The following is a 19,395-nucleotide window of genomic DNA, read 5'->3' as shown; positions in this document are numbered from 1 at the left end:
TCGAGACCCTATAGGTCGCAGGCCCGCCCGACAATCCGACTCAACCGAAGGATACCTGCGCGGTCGGATAGTCGAAGGTGAAAAGGGTGGTTCCGCACGTGCGGCGCCGTATCCCCCTGGGCAGTCGTTCGTGTGGCAGGCCGGCATCGCGCGCCGCCCTTTCAATCACCTGGTCGAACATGCTTCCTTCGGGCCATACGCATGAAAGCCTGACGTTGCGGTGGCGATAACTGCAAACTTCTCCCGACGACGAAACGAACTCGGGTTCAGCCGCGCCTTCGTAGTGATCGAGCCACCCCTTCGCTGTCCATCCGTCTCCGGTGATCTGCAGCCTGTCCGACAAACTTTCGCTGCGGACGATTTTCCCGCCCACCAGATTTGCGAAGCCTGCATCGACGAGGCCGCTGGGTATCGCGAACTCGGCATCGCGTGTGGCCGTTCTCGGTCCGATGACGATCTGGCCCTCAAACCTGCCGAGGGCGTCCGCAAGTCCGTCTGCCATCACCGGTAGGCAGGGGATCACAACCAGATTGTAGCCCTCGAGGTCTGTTCCGGGCGGCAGGATATCCACGTTCAGCCCCAGGCTTCGCAATGACGAATAGGCGGAGAAAGCGGCCCATAGGGCCGACCGACCTTCCCCCTGCGGCTGGATCTGGGTGATCCATTCGCTGTCATAGGAGAAGATCAGCGCAGCGTGTTTCGGCGCATCGGTGCAGGCGCCTATCGCCGCGATCTCCTGTGCTGACAGCGATGCTTCAGCAAATGCTGGCGCAGGGTCTCCATCGGGTCTCAGGAGACCTGCGTGCATCTGTTCCTGCGCCTTGGGAAACTGCCGCCAGCGAAAATAGCTGACCATCTCGGCCCCATGCGCGAAGGCTTCTATTGTCCAGAGCCGGACCATACCGGGCAGAGGCGCAGGATTGTGGCGCGCCCAATTGACCGGACCGGGTTGCTGTTCGAGCACGTTCCAGCGCCCATCTCTTGCGCACCCACGATAAAGATCGTGGTGAAATGCCGCGATGTCGGGATGCCCCTGCCGCGCGAAATCGCGCTTCTCCTCTTCGGTGAAGCGGAACATCTCGAGGAAACCGAGAGGATAGCTGTCCCAGCCCAGAACATCGAGGTCCTGCGCAAGGTCGTGGTGGTCGTATCCGGTATAGAAACCCATCGCGTTGTGCATGATGTCGCGACCTGGCGAAAGCTCGCGCAGGATGTCGACCTGCGCACGATTAAACCGGATGACCTGATCGGAAGAGAAACGACGGAAAGCCAGCCAATGTGCCGGATTGGCTTCCGTGACGGTCAGGTTTGGAAGGTCGACTTGTTCGAAGGAGCGGTACTCCATCGACCAGAACACATTGCCCCATGCCTCGTTGAGGTTCGCGACGGTCCCATAACGATCCGCAAGCCACCCGCGGAAGGCATTGCGCGCCGCAGCAGAGAAGCTCTGCGCCGTGTCATGGCAGCCATATTCGTTGTCGGTCTGCCAGGCGACCACGCCAGGATGCTGCCCGTAACGCTGTGCGACGGCGCGCGTGATGCGCCGCGCTTCTTCGCCGTAGCCTTCATGGCTGAAACAGTAGTGCCGCCGCGAACCGAAGCCTCGCGGCTTTCCGTCGCGGTCTAGGGCGACCATGTCGGGCAATTTGTCGACCAGCCACCTCGGGGGTGTCGCGGTGGGCGTACCGATAATGATGCCAAGCCCGGCCGCGTGAAGCGTCTCGACAGCGCGATCTAACCAGCGCCATTCGAACTGTCCGGGCTCGGGTTCGATGCGGCTCCACGCGAATTCCCCGATCCGGACACGTGTGAGCCCGGCTTCGCGCATCTGTCGCGCATCCTGGGGCCACCTCGTCTCGGGCCAATGTTCGGGATAATAGCAAACGCCCAGGTGCATCAGTGTCTCTCCATGCGCTTGCGTCTATCGCCGAATATGCGATGGATGCCAGCCTATTCGGGAGGGAATGGTGTTCGGCGATACATCGGATTTCGCAAATGCGGGGCAGCTCGCGGTCTTTGCAGGCCTGACAGCGCTCGTGGCAGTGCTGACATGGTGGAAGGTCAGGAGCGCCAAGCACGACGGATCCGAGAAGGATGTCTTCCTCGCTGGCAAGGGCCTGAGCTGGGTATTCGTTGCTGGTGCGATTACGCTGACAAACTTGTCCACCGACCAGCTTGTCGGGATGAACGGCAACCAGATGTTGCTGCTGGCCTGGTGGGAGATAGCAGGCTTCGTCGGCCTCATGACGCTCGCCTTCGTCTTCGTGCCGCTTTACTATCGTTATAACTGCACCACTGTCACCGAACTGCTGGAAAGACGTTATGACGGGCGCTCGATCCGAACGCTTATTTCGGCGATCTTCATCGTCGGAAATCTGCTGATCTATCTGCCGGCCGCGCTCTATTCGGGCGGGCTTTTCCTGCAATCGTTGTTCGGCGCGAATGTGCCGCTGCTGGCGTTCTCCTTCGGCCTGGCGGTGATCGGGGCGGCCTACACGATTTTCGGCGGGCTAAGGGCTGTCGCGGTAATGGACACCTTCTCCGGCATCGGCATCCTGTTTCTGGCCCTCGTCATCGTATTCCTCGCGCTGGCTGCGGTGGATTTCGACATAGTCACGGGCGTTCCGCCGGAAAGGCTGAGCATGGTGGGCAGCGCCGACAGCCCGATCCCGTTCCACACGCTCTTCACCGGCATGGCATTCATCCAGATATTCTACTGGTCGACCAACCAGAACATCACGCAAAAGGCGATGGCAGCCCCCACCGTGAAAGAGGCGCAGAAGGGTGTCTTTGCAGCGGCCGCGGTGCGCATTCTCGTGGTCCCTCCGATCGTAGTGATACCGGGCGTGGTCGCCTACAAACTGTTCGGGGACGTTGGCGATGCCGCCTATGGCCGCCTTGTTGCCGAGGTCCTGCCGAGCTGGCTTTCCGGTGCATTCGCAGCGATGGTCGCGGCCGCAGTCATCACCACTTTCAGCGCCGTCCTCAACTCCACCGTCGCGCTCTATTCGGTCGATTTCCACGAGCGTTTCGTTGGCGAGGTGAAGAACCACTGGAAGCTTGGCGCAGCGATGAGCATGGTCGCGACCGTCCTTGCCATGATCATGGTTCCGCTGTTCCAGAATGCGGAAAGCATCATCAACCTCCTCCAGCAGTTGAATGGCCTCTCTTCCATGCCGATCCTGTCGGCCTTCATTGTCGGGCTGCTGTTCCGCAACGTAGCTGCGCGCTCCGCGATCGCCGGCGTGGTCTGGGGCATTTCGCTGTACGGTCTGTTCACGTTCAACGCCGGCTTTTCCGAGGCGGTTGGTATCCACTACATCGACTTCATGGTGGTCACCCTGTTAACGTCGGTTCTCGCGGCGCTCGGTTTCAACAGGTTCGTTCTGGGACGGAGGGCGGAATGGCTTGGCCTTTCCCTTTTCCGCGGCAAGAGCGAAGTTTCCGCACAGGCATGAACGACGCAGACCTCCTGGACCTTCACGGCGATGAATGGAGCCTGGTGATCGAACGCCTGCCGAAGGGCGGCTTCGCATGGCGTCATTTTGGCGAGCGGCTGGATCCGGGCAGCCTGCCGCCTGCGCGCGACCTTCTTGGCGCAACGACCTTTTCGATGGACGAACCGCTTGCGCTCCCGGTCCTGCCAGTCGGCGGACCCGGATGGTTCGGACCTTCCGCTGTGAGGCTTGTTCGACAGGACTTGCGGGGCGTGGATCTGGCTTTCAGCAAGTTTGAAGCGACAGTCGCAAGCGACCGCATCGAGCTCGCTTGTACCGACGAAGTCGAAGAAGTGACCTGCCTGCTGCGTTTTTCGAAGCTGGCGACCGGCATCACTATAGAAACCGAGGTCGCGAACAACGGAACCAATCCTCTCATCGTCTCCTCGCTGGCCAGTGCAATCCTGCCTCTCCCGCCCAGCGCCGAGCGCATCGTCTCCTGGCGTGGCCGACATGCGGCCGAGTTCGATGAATGCATCGAGCCGATGCCCTCGCATGGCTGTCAGCGGGAGACGCGCGAGGGGCTGACCGGTCACGGGGGACCGCCAGCGTGCCAGATACTTTGCGATGCGTCCGGCTGGCATTCGGGCCTGGCAATTTCTGCGCAACTCGCGTGGTCGGGGGACACCCGCATCGCCATCGAGCGACATGATGACGGCGTGTGGCTGCTATCAGCCGAAGCGATAAATGCGCCGGGCGAAATCACGTTGGCCCCGGGCGACAGCCATCGCACACCCAGGCTGATGGTCGCGATTTCCCGGTCGGGCCGCAATGGAACCGCTGCCCAGCAACACGCGATGGTCCGTTCCATTCTCGAATGGCCAGGCGGCACGATGCGGCCGCGACCGGTTCACCTGAATAGCTGGGAAGCCTGCTATTTCGCGCATGACGAAGCGCGGATGAAGGATTTGGCGCGTGCGGCTGCCAGCATCGGTGTCGAACGCTTCGTCCTCGACGATGGGTGGTTCAAGGGGCGAAACGACGACCGGGCAGGTCTGGGCGACTGGACACCGGATGCGAACAAGTACCCCCGAGGCCTGGCACCCCTGGCCGAATATGTTCGGAATCTCGGCATGGAATTCGGCCTCTGGGTGGAACCGGAAATGGTCAGCCCGAACAGCGACCTGTTCCGCGCCCATCCCGACTGGGCGCTGGGAAGGCGCAAAGATCCGGGTCCGACCGCGCGTCATCAACTCGTGCTGGACATGCGACTGCCAGAGGTTCGCGACTACCTTTTCGAGGCGCTCGACCGGCTTTTGTCATCCACCCCGATTTCCTATCTCAAATGGGATCACAACAGAGCCCACGCGCCAGCAGGTGGCTCCGCACAGACGCTTGGCACTTACGACCTTCTGACGCGGATCAGGAACGCTCATCCCGATGTCGAGATCGAAAGTTGCGCGGCCGGAGGTGGACGGATCGATGCGGACATCGCAGAATTTACCCACCGGTTCTGGACAAGCGACAATATCGACGCCCTGGCGCGCATCCCGATGCAGCGTGCGTTCACTGCCTTCATGCCGCCGGAACTGATGGGCGCGCACATCGGCGCGTCGCCAAGCCATGCGACGGGGCGCTCGCAATCACTCGATTTCCGCGCCGCAATAGCTTTGCAGGGCCATTTCGGCGTCGAACTCGATCCGGATGCCCTCGGTACGTCTGATCGCAAGGAAATTGCTGCCTGGATCGACTTCTACAAACGGTGGCGAGGCATCACCCATGGGGGAGAAACGTTGCTCGGCGAAGGGCCTCACGGCGTTCTGTGGCAAGCGCAGGGCGACGGCCGCGAGTACATCCTCTGGATTGCACGCACGCAGATGTCCCACGAACGGCGCGATGCCCCCCTTGTACTTCCGTTCACTGCGGGGCGCGACTGGCGGGTAAGACTGCTCGAACAGGTTGGGAGAAAACATGTTCTGGCTGCACGAAATGGCAAGGCAATCGATGCGATGAAACAGACCGCGCGCACGTTTAGCGGTTCCTGGCTGGCCGGCGCCGGACTGCCCCTCCCCGCACTGACCGTTGAAAGCGCGGCAATCTTCCACTTGGAGGCGGCATGACCGAGACACAGCCCCATCGGCGGATGAACCTGCTGACCGGCGAGTATGTTCTTGTGTCCCCGCAGCGCATGGCGCGCCCATGGCAGGGAGAGCGCAAGAATGATGGCATCCACAACCGCCCCGCGCATGAGCCCGATTGCTACCTGTGTCCCGGAAACGAGCGAAGCGGTGGCACGGCCAATCCTGACTATGGCGATACATACGTCTTTCCCAACGACTTTCCTGCCCTTCTCGACGAAAGTAGCGAAAGGGCGGGAGATCAGCTTTTCGTGGAAGAGCCGGCGCGCGGCGAAGCACGGGTTATCTGTTATTCGCCCGACCACTCGGCCACGCTTGCCCGCATGACTGGCGAGGGTCGGCGCGCGGTTGTCGATACCTGGTGCGATCTGTCGGACGACCTCGGATCGCGCTGGGCAAACGTCCAGATATTCGAAAACAAGGGCGCCATGATGGGCGCTTCTTCTCCGCATCCGCACGGACAGGTTTGGGCCAGCGATTTCTTGCCCACGATCGTTCAGCGCGAAAACGAACGTCAGCGCAATTATTACGAGAATTGCGGCGATACTCTTCTCGGCGAAGTCGCACGGCGTGAATTGGGTGATGGAAAGCGCCTGATCGCTCACAACGAGCACTGGATCGCAATTGTCCCTCATTGGGCGGCATGGCCCTTCGAGACCTTGCTGGTCGCGCGCGGTGATTTCCGCCGGCTAGAAGATATCCGCGAAGAGGGTCGGTCGGCCCTGGCCGATATTCTCGGCACGCTTCTGCCTGCCTACGACAGGCTTTTCGACACCGATTTCCCCTACTCGATGGGGTGGCACGGCGCACCCCATGGACTGGGTGCCGATTGTGCACACTGGCGTCTGCACGCGCACTTCTATCCGCCACTTCTGCGGTCGGCAGATATTCGCAAGCACATGGTCGGGTTCGAGCTGCTTGGCGAGACACAGCGCGATCTGACGCCGGAAGCTGCAGCCGAGCGGATCAGGGCCGAATTGCGATGAGCGATACCTTGATGCAAGAGACAGCACGGGAGTTCGCGGCAAGCTTCGGCAATGCTGCCGAAGGTACTGTTTTCGTACCGGGCCGGGTGAACCTTATCGGAGAGCACGTCGACTATAACGACGGGCTGGTCCTGCCCATGCCCGTGCGAGAGGGAACAGCTGTTGCATGGGCGCGCGCCGATCACGGCGAGATCGTCATTCGCGCTGCGGACCTTGACGAAAGCGACCGGTTCGCTGCCCCGCGACCACCGAGGCCGCCTGTCCTCGACTGGCGATCCTACGTCCGGGGGATGGCTGCCGAATTATCCCCTCCACCCGGCACCGGGATTGACTTGCTCGTGCACGGCAATCTGCCGCGCGGTTCCGGCCTCTCCTCCTCTGCATCCTTCTGCGTGGCTCTCGGCCGCGCCTTGGGTGATGCGCTTGGCCGCCAATACGATCCCGCCTCGCTCGCCAAGGCAGCCCAGCGGACCGAGCACGAATGGGCAGGCGTTGCTTGCGGCATCATGGACCAGATGGCAGTGGCAGCTGGGGAAACGGGAAAGGCCCTTCTCCTCGATTGCCGCGACCTGGCGTGCCAACAATTCGAACTGCCTTCGCACTGGTCGGTCGCGATAGTCGACAGCGGCGTAACGAGGGGCTTGGTCGACGGAGAATACAACTTACGGCGCGAGCAATGCGAGACGGCCGCACGCAAGCTTGGCATCGCGAGCCTTCGCGATGCCGACCGTGCCTCGCTGGACGGCGCGGCACTGAACGAGATGGAATTCAAGCGCGCCCTTCACGTCGTCGAGGAAATCTCGCGCGTCAGGCGTGCGACACAAGCCATCGCCGAATCAGATCTTGACGCCATGACTTCGATCCTGCGCGAGGGCCATGCGTCCCTGCGAGACCTTTTCGAAGTCAGCGTTCCAGAGGTTGACCGGCTTGTCGATGCTGTCGACGCCATTTTGGACGGACGCGGAGCTGCCAGAATGACCGGCGCGGGTTTCGGTGGTTCGGTAGTTATCGTTCTGGACCGCGCCGCCCTTCCCGATCTTGAAAAGGCATTGGATCGTCCGGTCCGGCCGGTGTTCTAGCTAAGGCTTCGCACCTCTATAGACATCGAGACGGTCCATACCTCACCCGGCATCAGGGCTCGCATCGCAGGCTGCCCGGCCTGCCCATGAATGGCATCGGTCGCATGGCTGACCGGTTCGACACAGAAGAAGTCTTCGCCTGCCGGTACGTATATGGTGGTGCATCCCAGATCGTCATCAGGGGAAATGACTGCCGCAATATCACTCTCGGGCCATTGGATCTGCAAAGGTCCACTACGACCCGCGTAAACGGTATCGACCAAACGCGTGCCGACCGGTTTCCCGGCCCACCAATCACAAGGCTTTTCACGCTTAGACAAGGCGCGCGGAAGGCAAGCGTCGTCTACTTGCCATTCGCCGCTATGGTAACCGCGATAAACAGTCTGCGAAGTGCGTGGGAAATACGGGTGAAAGCCCAATCCCGCAGGCATGGGACTGTCGCCCTCATTCGTGACCGTGAGTGATGCCTTTAGGCCGTTTCCATCGAGCTCGTACGCGGCGTTCGCAGTGAAAGGCCATGGCCAGTCGGCTCCTGGGTAACGGAACCCGATAAGCGCCCGATGCGAGCTAGCTTCGAGGACGCTCCAGCCCGAGGTCCAGCCATAACCGTGCAGTACCGGTTCATGCGGCGCGCTGGGGTGGTTGGGTTCGAGTAGTATGTCCTTCCCGCCAAACTCGAACCGCGATCCTGCGATACGATTTGAAAACGGTACGAGCGGGAAGCAGGAGCTATCGAGGACGCTCGTGCCCTCGGCAGGTCGCATGACATCCAGACCGCGCCACCGGAAAGCAGACAAGCTGCCGCCCACTTCCGGGTTGATCGAGAGCGCATAGTCGCCGAACGCAAGGTCGATCATCACCGCTTTCCCAATCAGCCTGCCAATCCGCCCAGCGCGGATTTCAGCTCGCCCAACCATGGCTCGAATGGTTTCCACGCGTCCTGACCGCTGCGGTTGATCGGCCTACGCACCTGTTCGCTGCTTGCCGTACGCACCGCTCTCTCTGTTTCGTGGAAGGTCAGGCACGTCTCCTCGAACGGCAGTTCGAGATAGTCCAGCATCCGTCGGACCTCACCTTCGAGGTCGTCCAGGACATCCTCGTGCTGTACCCGCAGGACCTTTCCCGGAAGGACTTCGTCCCAATGATCCATCAAGCGAACATAGTCGGCATAATACTGACCGATCTCCTTGAGACCGTACGTAAATTCCTGCCCTTCTGCGAACAGCTGCTTGAAACCGGAAAAGCAGCAATCCATCGGTGCCCGCCGTGCGTCGATGATTTTCGCATTGGGCAGCATCAGATGGATGAGCCCGATATGGCGGAAATTGTTCGGCATCTTGTCGATGAAGAACGGCGCGCCCTGACGGTGCACACGCGTATCCTCGATGAATGCTTCGCCGAAATCGCTCAATTGTTCGGGGGTCAGATCGTGCAGGATAGCCGGATACAGCGACTCTCCGGCTTTGCGGCCCCGCAAGCGGTGAGCGAGCGAGAGGATGTTGGGAAGCTCGAGAGTGCCGTCGACTTGCGAATGGCTTGCCAAAATCTGCTCGAGCAGTGTCGATCCCGCTCGCGGCAGGCCGAGGATGAAGATGGGGTCGGGCGCTGAAAAGCCCTGTCCCTCATTCTTGGCGAAGAGTTCGGCAGTGCAAACCTCGCGTTGCCTGGCGAGCTCCTCGCTCATGGCATCGGCGCTGTAACGGGTCTGCGCGCGCTTCAGGTCGTTGCCCCGCTCATAGTAGACGAAGGCATCGGCATGTTCCTTGCGATCTTCCAACGCCTTCCCAAGGGAAAAGCACAGGTGAACCCGGTCCATGAACGCAAGCCCGCCTTGGTTCAACTGCGCACGCATCGCCTCCACTTCTTCGTCTGCGAAGCGATAGGTCTTGAGATTTGCAAGGGCATACCAGGCGTCGCCATGATCGGGTTTGGCAGCGATAGCCTTGCGATAGCTGGCGACGGCATCATCGCTAGCACCGGTCGTCTTGAGTGCGTGCCCCTTGCTTGTCAGGGTTGCGACATCATTCGGCAGCTTTTCGAGAACCTCGTCGAATAGTTCGAATGCGCGTTCGTAATTGCCGGTCTGCATGCTCTCGATGGCGAGATGCGACTGGAACAGCGGGTTGTCCGGATCCCGGCTGTGCAGGGCCTCTGCTTCCTCGCGCGCGCGGTCGAATTTCTGGCGACGTCGCAGCGCATCGATATGATCCAGCCGCAACTGGATACTCTCCGGATCGAAGGCCACTGCGCTCTCGAGCAGGAACTCGGCATCGTCGAGCACCCCGAGCTTTATCCCGATCTGGGCTAGCAAGCGCATGCCTTCGACATCGCGCGGATTCCTGCGCAGGTAATGACGGCAGATTTCCTCTGCACGCAGCAGCCGACCTTCGTGTAAATGGTGAGTTACGGCAACCAGTTCGCGTGGAAGTTCGGAGATCCTTCGCGCCTGCATCGCTGCAATTCGCGCATCGCTCTCGTTTCCATTGGTCACCAGCAATTCAGCCAGCGCCCGCCAGCTTGCCTCCAGCGCGGGGTTGTACCTTGTAGCCTTGCGATAAGCGGCAATCGCCACAGGCAGGTCGCCCGCTTTACGGGCCAGGTGCCCCTCTTCCTGCCAGGCGCGGCCATACTCCGGCATCGCCTCGTGCAGTCGGGACAGATAGTCCGCCGCATCTGTATCATGGTCGAGATAGCGGGAAGCCACCGCTGCCATGTACAAGGCTTCGCCATCGCCGGCTTGATCGGCAATCGCGGCCTGTGCCAATTCCAGACCACGCCGGAAATCGCCAGCCTGCATAGCCGACTGGGCCAGTGCCAGCTGTTCTTCGCGAGAGCTCATGGTGATTCCCTAACAAAGAAGAACGGCGGAGGCGAACCCAAGCTCGCCCCCGCCGTTCGATCTTTCAGATCAAGGTTCGATCAGTAATCGAAAGAGACCCGCAGCCCGATCGTACGGGGACGATTGGTCGAGATACGCGGACGGTCGTTGACGTAATTACCCGAAATCTGGGCCCTCTCGTCATTGAGGTTGTCGGCGAACACTTCGAAATTCCAGCCGCTCTGCGTACGGATACCCGCAGCAAGATCGACGATGGTATAGCTGTCGAGTTCAAGCTTGTTGATCTCGATCACATCGGTGAACTTGTTCGCCGAATGCGAGACCTGCGGCTGGATATAGGCTTCCAGACTGTCACCGAGATCCCATTCGTAGCGTACGCGCAGATTGCCCTGGAAGGACGGGGCGAACGCAAGATCGGAACCGACAACGACGTCATTGGTCGGGATGAGCACTTCGGTAATCTCGGTGTCGAGGACCGAGAAAGCGCCGGCAACAGTCAGACCCGGCACGCTGTAAGGCGCCACGGTGAAATCGGCTTCGACACCGCGAATCTCTGCGTTGGCCGCATTGGCCGAGAAGAACAGATTGGTGATCGAGGGATCGAAGATCGTGGTCTGCAGATTGCTGATGTCCACGTAGAAGGCGCTGCCGTTGAAGCGCAGCTGACCCTCCAGCAGATCCATCTTCCATCCGAGCTCGTAGTTCGCAACTTCGTCGGTCTGCAGTTCGAATGGCACTGTGAAACCTGCGCCGTTCGTTGCCCCACCGGGACGGTTCAGCAGGCCCGGACGGAAGCCCTCGGAATAGGTGGCGTAGAACAGGAGGTCTTCGGACGGTGTTACATTGACCGTCCCCTTGTAGATCACCCCTTCGGCCTTCGCTTCGTCCGGAGCGCGGACTGCGTTGAAGACCTGCTGGGCCTGCGTCGCGCTCAGCCCTGCAGCCTGGATATCTGCGATACTATCGCTGAGCGTGAAAGTCTGTCGCAGGTCCGCGCTGCACGAACCGATGAAGGTGAAGCTTCCGTCACCGTCGTACAGATCTGAGATGTTCGTGCCGAAGGCGTTCTGGTCTTCCGCGCTGAAACTGTTGCAGAAGGACGCATTGGCGCTGCCTTCGAAGTCCACGCGGACGTTGTAATAGCGAATGCCGCCGGTGACCGAGAGAAGGTCCGGTACGATATCGACCGTGGTTTCGCCGAAGATGCCGAACTGCTTGTCGGTGCGACGAATGTCGTTCCGGAAGATCGTATCGGCCGGGAAAGGTCCCGGATCGGTGTTGAAGCCCGGGAACGGGAAGTTCGGCTTGAAATCACCGAACGGTGCGGCTGCGACATTGCCCGGGTAGGCGAAGTCGTTGCGCTCTTCCAGTTCGAGATCCGAGAAGAACAGGCCCCCAGTGGTACGCACGGGCGCGTCGGCATCCGTGCTGAAGCGGAACTCGTTGGTGAACACCTTGGTGCTGCTGACCGAACTTACATAAAGGTTCGGCGGCTGACACACGCCGCTGGGATCGCTGTCGCCGGGATAGGTGACCGAACCGTCGCAAATGTAATAGGGCAGGTACTGGCCGACGAAGAGATAGTCGGTGTAGTCCACGCGCTGGTCGGTCGAACGGTCAGTATAGGCCCCGGTGTAAACAAGATCGAGCGTCGCGAGGCGGCCTTCGATCGTCCAGCTGGTGTTTGAGAAATCGTCTTCGAGGCGATCTTCCTCGAAACGCTGGATTTCGAGATCGTCCAGGCCGTCGAGGTCGGGATCGGCGAAGAACACGCCGTCGCTGTCGAGGCTCTGGCGCGAATGTGCGAGAGTGAGCTTCCAATCGGGCGTCACTTCCCACAGTGCCGTCGCGCGGAAACCGGAATAGCGCGTGTCGTTGAAGTTTTCTTCGATCAGCGCGGCATTGTCGGCCTTCAGAAAAGTCACATCGTCGAGGTTCGCACCGGCCTGGAAGCCTTCGCGAAGATCGCTGACCGGGACGCCATTTGAACGCACCGTGCCTGCTTCGCGGAACCGAGCGCTTTCGCTCAGGTCGCGAATGCCGATCACATTGTCGATATAGCCGCCTTGGTCGTCGTAGAACGCCACACCACGTACGGCGATCGTGTCGGTCAACGGGACGTTGAGCATCACTTCGGCCTTGTGGCTCATCTCCCCACCCTTGGTGAAGGACACGCCACCCGCTGCACGGGCAGAGAAACCTGCAAGATCGGGCTTCGCCGTAATCAGACGCACCACGCCAGCCTGCGAACTTGCACCGAAGAGCGAACCTTGAGGCCCGGACAAAACCTCGATCCGCTCGAGGTCGGCGGCGTAGACATCGAGGTTACGGCCGGGCTGTGCCAGCGGCTGTTCGTCGAGGTAAAGCGCCACGTTCGGAGCGAGGCCTGCAACGCCGGCAGTGGTCAGGTTCGGCGTGGTCGATGCGAGACCACGAATGTAGATTGTGCTCTGGCCGGGTCCGCTGCCACCTGCCGTCACTGTCGGAAGCTGTTCGAGATAGTCTTCGAACGTGTCGATATTCAGTTCATTGAGCGCCTCAGCGCCTATGGCCGAGACGGACACCGGAACGTCCTGCAGGTCCTCGCTGCGCTTTTGCGCCGTGACGATGATGACATCCACACCGCCTGTACGCGCCTTGGGCGCCGGCTGCGTGTCCTGCGCCATTGCAGGCGCGGCCATGGCAATCGCCATCGCACCGGCAGAAACGCCGCTTGCAAGTTTTTTCATGTCGGAATTGCCCCCTAGTTTCAATGCGAACCGAGACGCGACCAGTCCAAAATCGGGGTCGCGTTGAAATTCCTGCGCATCCGTTGAATGAAACACGCAACAGATTGCGGTTAGCAACCTAATATTGGCCCGGCCACCGTCAAACCTCGGGAATCTCGGAATGAATAAAGGGGTGTTGCAATTACCTCACACCCATCACTCGGAGTCAAATACTACGCAAATGTAGGTCAAGTAAATATCAATCACTCAAGTCATAGCGATATTTTCACTTGAAATGTGGAAAAATTACCAAATTATGGACAAGTATACTTATTTTTCGACTGCGGGTCGGCCCCAAAAGTGCCGTTCGCTTCTTTTCCCTATTCTGCAGACGGCAAGGCCGCGCACCCTTCGCTTGTCGTCGGCACGCCGTGATGTTTGCGGATCAGGTCGAAAATTATCGCCTTCACAATCGCGATCGCCATCAGTGCGACCACGAACGAGAACGGCAATGCCCCGATGATCATCGTGATGCGAATGGCGTCGATACCGCCAAGGATGAGCATGCTGCCGACGACAAATGCCAATGCGGCACCCCAGAAAATAATATGGTGACGCCGCTCGCCGTCGGTTTCGCCAGCGCCATTGATCGTGTTTACGATCAGGATCGCACTGTCCGCCGAAGTCACGAGGTAGGTCATCAGGAGAATGACCACGAGGCCCGATACAATACCTGCGATCGCCGGATCCAGCAGGACCGCCAGCGTCGCGTAAAGCTGGTCCGAAATGCCGGTTTCCAGAATGCGTCCCCCGGCCTCCCCGCTCAGTTCGAGGTCGATCGCCGTGCCGCCGACCAGCGTCATCCAGACGAAACACATGAGCGATGGAACCAGGACGACGCCGAACACATACTCCCGCACCGTCCGTCCCCGCGAGATCCGGGCGATGAACATTCCCACGAAGGGCGCGAATGCGATCCACCATGCCCAGTAGAAGACGGACCAGTCGAGCTGCCACTGCACCAGAGCTTGGCCGACTTCTGTGTCACCGCCTGGGTATAGCGTCAGCGAGGCGGGAATAAGCGTGCGCAGGTAATCGTAGAGTCCCACACCGAGCAATTCGAGACCGAACAGGCCCGATCCCACTACCACGAACAGCGCAAGCAGCATGAAGGATAGCGCCATGTTAAGGTTCGAGAGCCATTTGATCCCGCGCCCCACACCGGACAGGGCGCTTATCGTGGAAGCGCCGACAAGTATCAGCAACGCCACGATGACCGCTAAGGCAGACGACGAACCGTCGGCATCGAGCAACCAGTCACCCATACCGAGCCGCGCCAAGCCGGCGACAAATTGCTCGACCCCCAACCCCATGGTGACGGCAACGCCAAGGATGGTCGCGACAACCGCCACGATATCCACCACATGCCCCGCCGCGCCGGAGAGGACCCGCCCAAACAGCGGGACCAGGGCGGATCGTATCGTGAGCGGCAGTCCGCGGCGATAGGACACATAGGCAATGGCGAGACCCACAAGAGCGTAGCTTCCCCAGGCGGCAAAGCCCCAGTGGAGGAAGGTATAGAGATACGCCGAGCGCACGGCCTCGGCCGTCTGCCCTTGGATGGCTCCGCGAATTATCTCCGGATTGTTGGAAAAATGCGCCAGCGGTTCGCCGGTGGAATAGGTGAGCATGCCGATCCCGATCCCTGCCCCGAACAGCATGGCGAACCAGGAGAACCTGCCGAATTCCGGCTTTTCGTCCGCAGCCCCGATCCGCAAGCGCCCCGATTGGGGAACTACCGCAACTACAAAGCAGACCACGACCAGTGCCGCGACAAGGTAGACATACCAGCCGGCAAACGCCGCGATGATGGTGGAGTTTGCCGCCGTCAGCGTCTCGTTGGCGCTAACCGGAAAGAAAATCGCCCACATGATCAAAAGCGATACGATGATCTTGGAAGGGATCGTTACAGCACGACTGAAACCATCGTAGAATCCCTTTTTTGCAGTCCTGATGGGTAGCTCGACAATAGGGGGCGCGATGGGTGCGTCGCTTGGTTGATCCATGATCCTGGGGGTGGCTCGCTAGATTGGCGCAGTGCGCTTATTTGCAGTCAGTTCGCCCAGCAATAGGGCGCTCTCAGATCCGGCTGCAGCATAGGCAGACAGCGCGACAATGCAAATTCGGCCCCCGAATGGTGGTGTGGCTGGCTCAAATGAAAAGCGGCGGCAGCACAGTGAAGTGCCGCCGCCGCATCACGTTCATTCCGCCAATTATCAGGCCAGCGCGATGTGACGTTTCATGTGGTGATCGACATCGCCAAATTCAGCATTCAGTATCGTCAAACGCTTGAAATAGCTGCCGATAGCCAGTTCATCGGTCATACCCATGCCGCCGTGAATCTGGATGGCTTCCTGCCCGACGAAACGCGCTGCCTGGCCAATGCGCACTTTCGCGGCAGAGGCAGTACGCTTGCGTTCTTTCTCCGGCGCATCGAGCTTGAGCGTCGCCAGATAGGTCATGGAAACCGACTGCTCATACTCGGTGAACATGTCCACCATGCGGTGCTGCAAGACCTGGAACTTGCCGATAGGAACGCCGAACTGCTTGCGCTGGCGCGAATAGTCGACGGTCATGGCATGGGCCACCTTCATCGCGCCGCATGCCTCGGCGCACAGGGCTGCGACAGCTTCGTCCGCTACCCGTTCGACCAAAGGCAGCGCGCCGCCTTCTTCTCCGATCAGTGCGTCGGCGGGAACCGAAACGTTCTCGAAATAGACTTCCGAAGCGCGACGTCCGTCGACGGTCGGGTAATCGCGCCTGACAACGCCCTTTGCATCGTTCGCGACGACGAATACCGAGACACCGTCGCGGTCGCGATGTTCGCCCGAGGTGCGCGCGGTCACCACCAGGTGCGACGCCCAGGGGGCACCGACCACGACCGCCTTGTGACCGTTCAGGACATAGCCGTCGCCGTCCTTTTTCGCCGTGGTCTGCAGATCGGCAAGATCATAGCGACCGCGCGGTTCGGCATAGGCAAAAGCATAGACCCGGCTGCCATCGACAATGCCGCCGATATGCTCTTCCTTCTGCGCATCCGTGCCTGCATGCTTGAGGAAGCCGCCGGCGCAAACGACCGTCGGCAGGAACGGCTCGACAACCAGACCTTTGCCGAACTCTTCCATCACGATCATCGCATCGACGGCGCCGCCACCAAAGCCGCCGTCTTCTTCGGAAAACGGCATCCCCAGAATACCCAGCTCGGCCAGCTGCGCCCAGATCTCGGGACGCCAGCCAGCGTCGCTTTCGACCGCGCCGCGCCGCGTGTCCCAATCGTATTGCTCGCGCACCAGCCTCGACAGCCCGTCGCGCACCATTTCTTGTTCTTCGGTGAAATTGAAGTCCACTGTGTCTCTCCGCGTGACGCCGCCAGCCTTAAAGGCCGAGGATCATTTTCGTGATGATGTTGCGCTGGATTTCGTTCGACCCGCCATAGATCGAGGTCTTGCGCATGTTGAAATAGGTCGCGGCGGAATGCTGCGCGTATTCCGGTCCGATCGGATACTGGTTCGAGCCCGCATCGTCGATCTGGCCGTACATCGGCGCGCCGTAGTTGCCGACGGCTTCCAGCGTCAGTTCGGTAAGGCGCTGCTGGATTTCGGTCCCCTTGATCTTGAGGATCGAGCTTTCCGGCCCCGGACCCTTGCCCGCCTGCTCACCTGCGAGGGTGCGCAGTTCGGTGATTTCTAGCGCGGCGAGGTCGATTTCGAGCTGGCTCACCTTGCGAGCGAAATCGAGGTCTTCGATCAGCGGCTCGCCGTCCAGCAGTTCCTTGCCGGCAATCTCGCGAAGCTTTTCGACAGCACGCTTGGAGCGCGCCACACCGGCAATTCCGCTGCGTTCGTGCGCAAGAAGGAACTTGGCGTAGGTCCAGCCCTTGTTTTCTTCCCCGACCAGGTTTTCGACCGGCACTCGGACGTCCGTCAACCAGGTCTCGTTGACCTCGTATCCGCCGTCGATCAGCTTGATCGGGCGGACTTCGACACCAGGCGTCTTCATGTCGATCAGGATGAAGCTGATGCCTTCCTGAGGCTTCGCCGCGTCGGGATCGGTCCGGCAGAGGAAGAAGCCCCAGTCCGCATATTGCGCCAGCGTGGTCCAGGTCTTCTGCCCGTTGATGACATAATGATCGCCGTCACGCACGGCCGTGGTCTTGAGCGAGGCGAGGTCGGAACCTGCACCCGGTTCGCTGTAACCCTGGCACCACCACACGTCCCCGCTGCGAATGCCGGGCAGGTGGCGTTCCTTCTGTTCCTCGCTGCCGAAAGTGTAGATCACCGGGCCGACCATGGAAACGCCGAAGGGAAGCGGCATGAAAGCATTCACGCGCGCGTTTTCTTCCAGCCAGATATACCGCTGCGTAGGCGTCCAATTGGTGCCTCCGTGTTGTTCAGGCCACGACGGAACCGACCAGCCCTTCTCGCCCAGGATCTTGTGCCACGCGACCATGTCTTCGGGCGACATGTCCTCGCGCATTCCGGCATCGCCCAGATGCTTGGGATAGTTTTCTTCGATGAAGGATCGCACCTCATCTCGAAACGCCAGTTCTTCGGCGGTGAACTCTAGATTCATCGGACCAGTCTCCACGGGGATCATTGCACGCATGGCTACCTGCCACGCGTAGCGCCTGGCCGAAAGCCCCAAGCGCAAAAATCCGCGCGTGCATGACAAAGCTGAACTTGCAGGTAGAAGTGGTGACCGGCGGTGCTGTCAGTCTAATCGCAACTTGTCTTCGATGGGCGCAGCGATCCCCTCCGCATGCTGAGGTCAGGTCGTGAGGGTTTGCCACCCGGCCAGTGCGGACGAACGGCAAGCCTCATAGCTGCCTTGCGGCCTGGCCTTGCCCAATGACTGGAATGGGGCCGTTTGCCGCCGGTCTGGTCTTGGCCGAAAAACCTACGGAAGCTGACAACGCGCAGCGCTGAACCGAGCGCGCTTAGATCGTTCGACCAATTACCACTATATAACCGCAGTAATGCTTTCACGCTGGCCGATCAGCTGACGAAGAAGAGCCGGGCACTGAGCTCTGCTATGATGCCAAACTTTACCTCTGGATAGGTGTTGACGCTTGCCGCTGCGCCATGTCCGATCAGGAAATGCAACAGTCCTTCCGGTCAAGCAGTACCCCGAGCGATAAGCGTGGGCGGCATGACGATGCTTTCGGTTTCTTCGCCTGCAATTCGCCTCAATAGCAGTTGGACGATGGCGTGGGCGCCGCCCGCGATATCCTGCCGTATCGTGGTCAACGGTGGCGCCGTTTGCTGGGCGATCGGCAGATCGTCGAAGCCGACCAGCTTCATGTCGCCCGGAACGTCTCGGCCAAGCTTGCGCAGTTCGCCGAGGCACGCCAGCGCAAGCAGGTCGGTCGCGGCGAAAAGACCATCGAACTTGCCAGCTGCCTCTTCCATCAGAGCGGCGATCTCGCTTGTCATACCCGAAGTCGCAAGATGGGCCGGCAGCTCGGCAAGATCCAGCCCGAAGGATCGCGCCACCTGTCTTGCCCCGGAAAAACGAGCCGCGAATTCCGGCGCGTTGGCGTCGCCGACGAATGCCAGTCGTTTCGCGCCCGCAGCCACCAGCCTTTGCATTGCAAGCTTTCCGCCGAGCAAATTGTCCGATCCGACGACGCAATGGCGCTGTCCTTCGCGGTGCTGGCCCCAGACCACCATCGGCCGGTACCCGTCGGCCACTTCTTCGAGGTGATCGAACTGGTCCGACTGGCCCACCACGATGACTCCGTCGATCATGCCCGATCCGATGAAGGGATCGAGCCAGTCCTCGTCGCTTGCCGGCACCACACGGCGCAGCATGAGGTCGTAGCCCTTTTCGGTCAGCTCGTCGGCGAGATGACCGAGCAGGGTAAGGAAGAAGGTGTCGGAGACCTGCTGCTTCTGCTCGTGGCCGAGCGGAATGATGACGCCGATGACGCCGGTTTTCTGGCGCCGCAAACGGCTGGCCATCTGGTTTGGGCGGAAGCCGTGCTCGCGCGCGATGGCCTCGATCTTCTCGCGCGTCTTCGCGTTGACCAGGCTGTTGCCGGAAAGGGCGCGGGAGACGGTGCCCGGCGACACACCGGCCAGTTTCGCGAGATCGGTGATCGTGCGAACGGGGCGGTCGTCGGGCTTGCGATCTACGGGCATGACTGCCT

General features: G+C 60.5%; 12 protein-coding genes. 4 read left to right on the top strand and 8 right to left on the bottom strand.

Annotated features, from left to right (window positions below; translation table 11 throughout):
* Positions 1–40: 40 nt before the first annotated feature.
* Positions 41–1,897, bottom strand: coding sequence for a beta-galactosidase (locus CVE41_RS09680; protein ID WP_100260458.1), 1,857 nt, complete (start codon positions 1,895–1,897; stop codon positions 41–43).
* Between the two features lie 67 nt (positions 1,898–1,964).
* Here CVE41_RS09680 and CVE41_RS09675 point away from each other — a divergent pair, with 67 nt between their 5' ends.
* Genes CVE41_RS09675 through galK form a run of 4 tightly spaced genes read left to right on the top strand, consistent with a single transcriptional unit; the run spans position 1,965 to position 7,640 of the window.
* Entirely contained in the window at positions 1,965–3,458 is a 1,494-nt protein-coding gene (locus tag CVE41_RS09675; RefSeq protein WP_100260457.1) for an SLC5 family protein, read from the top strand.
* Positions 3,455–5,557 carry an alpha-galactosidase gene (locus CVE41_RS09670; RefSeq protein ID WP_100260456.1) on the top strand — a complete coding sequence of 701 codons (2,103 nt, stop codon included), beginning with the start codon at positions 3,455–3,457 and terminating at the stop codon, positions 5,555–5,557. The genes CVE41_RS09675 and CVE41_RS09670 overlap by 4 nt, the downstream gene beginning before the upstream one ends.
* Positions 5,554–6,561, top strand: coding sequence for a UDP-glucose--hexose-1-phosphate uridylyltransferase (locus CVE41_RS09665; protein WP_100260455.1), 1,008 nt, complete (start codon positions 5,554–5,556; stop codon positions 6,559–6,561). Before CVE41_RS09670 ends, CVE41_RS09665 begins: the two co-directional genes overlap by 4 nt.
* Positions 6,562–6,572: 11 nt before the next feature.
* Positions 6,573–7,640: a galactokinase gene (gene galK, locus CVE41_RS09660; protein WP_198507644.1), complete on the top strand. Its 1,068-nt coding sequence runs from the start codon at positions 6,573–6,575 to the stop codon at positions 7,638–7,640.
* On the opposite strand, the gene CVE41_RS09655 is transcribed toward galK, so the two are convergent.
* The 7 genes from CVE41_RS09655 to CVE41_RS09625 form a co-directional block, all read right to left on the bottom strand.
* Positions 7,637–8,497: an aldose 1-epimerase gene (locus CVE41_RS09655; protein ID WP_157799471.1), complete on the bottom strand. Its 861-nt coding sequence runs from the start codon at positions 8,495–8,497 to the stop codon at positions 7,637–7,639. The genes galK and CVE41_RS09655 overlap by 4 nt on opposite strands.
* Positions 8,498–8,511: 14 nt before the next feature.
* Positions 8,512–10,479 (bottom strand): tetratricopeptide repeat-containing sulfotransferase family protein, encoded by a 1,968-nt coding sequence (locus CVE41_RS09650; protein WP_100260452.1) that lies wholly within the window; start codon positions 10,477–10,479, stop codon positions 8,512–8,514.
* A gap of 80 nt (positions 10,480–10,559) precedes the next feature.
* Positions 10,560–13,208, bottom strand: coding sequence for a TonB-dependent receptor (locus tag CVE41_RS09645; RefSeq protein WP_100260451.1), 2,649 nt, complete (start codon positions 13,206–13,208; stop codon positions 10,560–10,562).
* A gap of 359 nt (positions 13,209–13,567) precedes the next feature.
* Positions 13,568–15,253 (bottom strand): BCCT family transporter, encoded by a 1,686-nt coding sequence (locus CVE41_RS09640; protein ID WP_100260450.1) that lies wholly within the window; start codon positions 15,251–15,253, stop codon positions 13,568–13,570.
* Between the two features lie 210 nt (positions 15,254–15,463).
* Positions 15,464–16,594 carry an acyl-CoA dehydrogenase family protein gene (locus CVE41_RS09635; RefSeq protein ID WP_100260449.1) on the bottom strand — a complete coding sequence of 377 codons (1,131 nt, stop codon included), beginning with the start codon at positions 16,592–16,594 and terminating at the stop codon, positions 15,464–15,466.
* Positions 16,595–16,622: 28 nt separating this feature from the next.
* Positions 16,623–17,819: an acyl-CoA dehydrogenase family protein gene (locus tag CVE41_RS09630; RefSeq protein WP_100261474.1), complete on the bottom strand. Its 1,197-nt coding sequence runs from the start codon at positions 17,817–17,819 to the stop codon at positions 16,623–16,625.
* A 542-nt stretch (positions 17,820–18,361) separates the two neighbouring features.
* Positions 18,362–19,387 carry a LacI family DNA-binding transcriptional regulator gene (locus CVE41_RS09625; RefSeq protein WP_100260448.1) on the bottom strand — a complete coding sequence of 342 codons (1,026 nt, stop codon included), beginning with the start codon at positions 19,385–19,387 and terminating at the stop codon, positions 18,362–18,364.
* Between the last annotated feature and the right edge of the window lie 8 nt (positions 19,388–19,395).

The organism is Qipengyuania seohaensis (assembly GCF_002795865.1).
Taxonomy (GTDB): Bacteria; Pseudomonadota; Alphaproteobacteria; order Sphingomonadales; family Sphingomonadaceae; genus Qipengyuania; species Qipengyuania seohaensis.
This window is presented reverse-complemented; position numbering and strand designations above follow the sequence as displayed.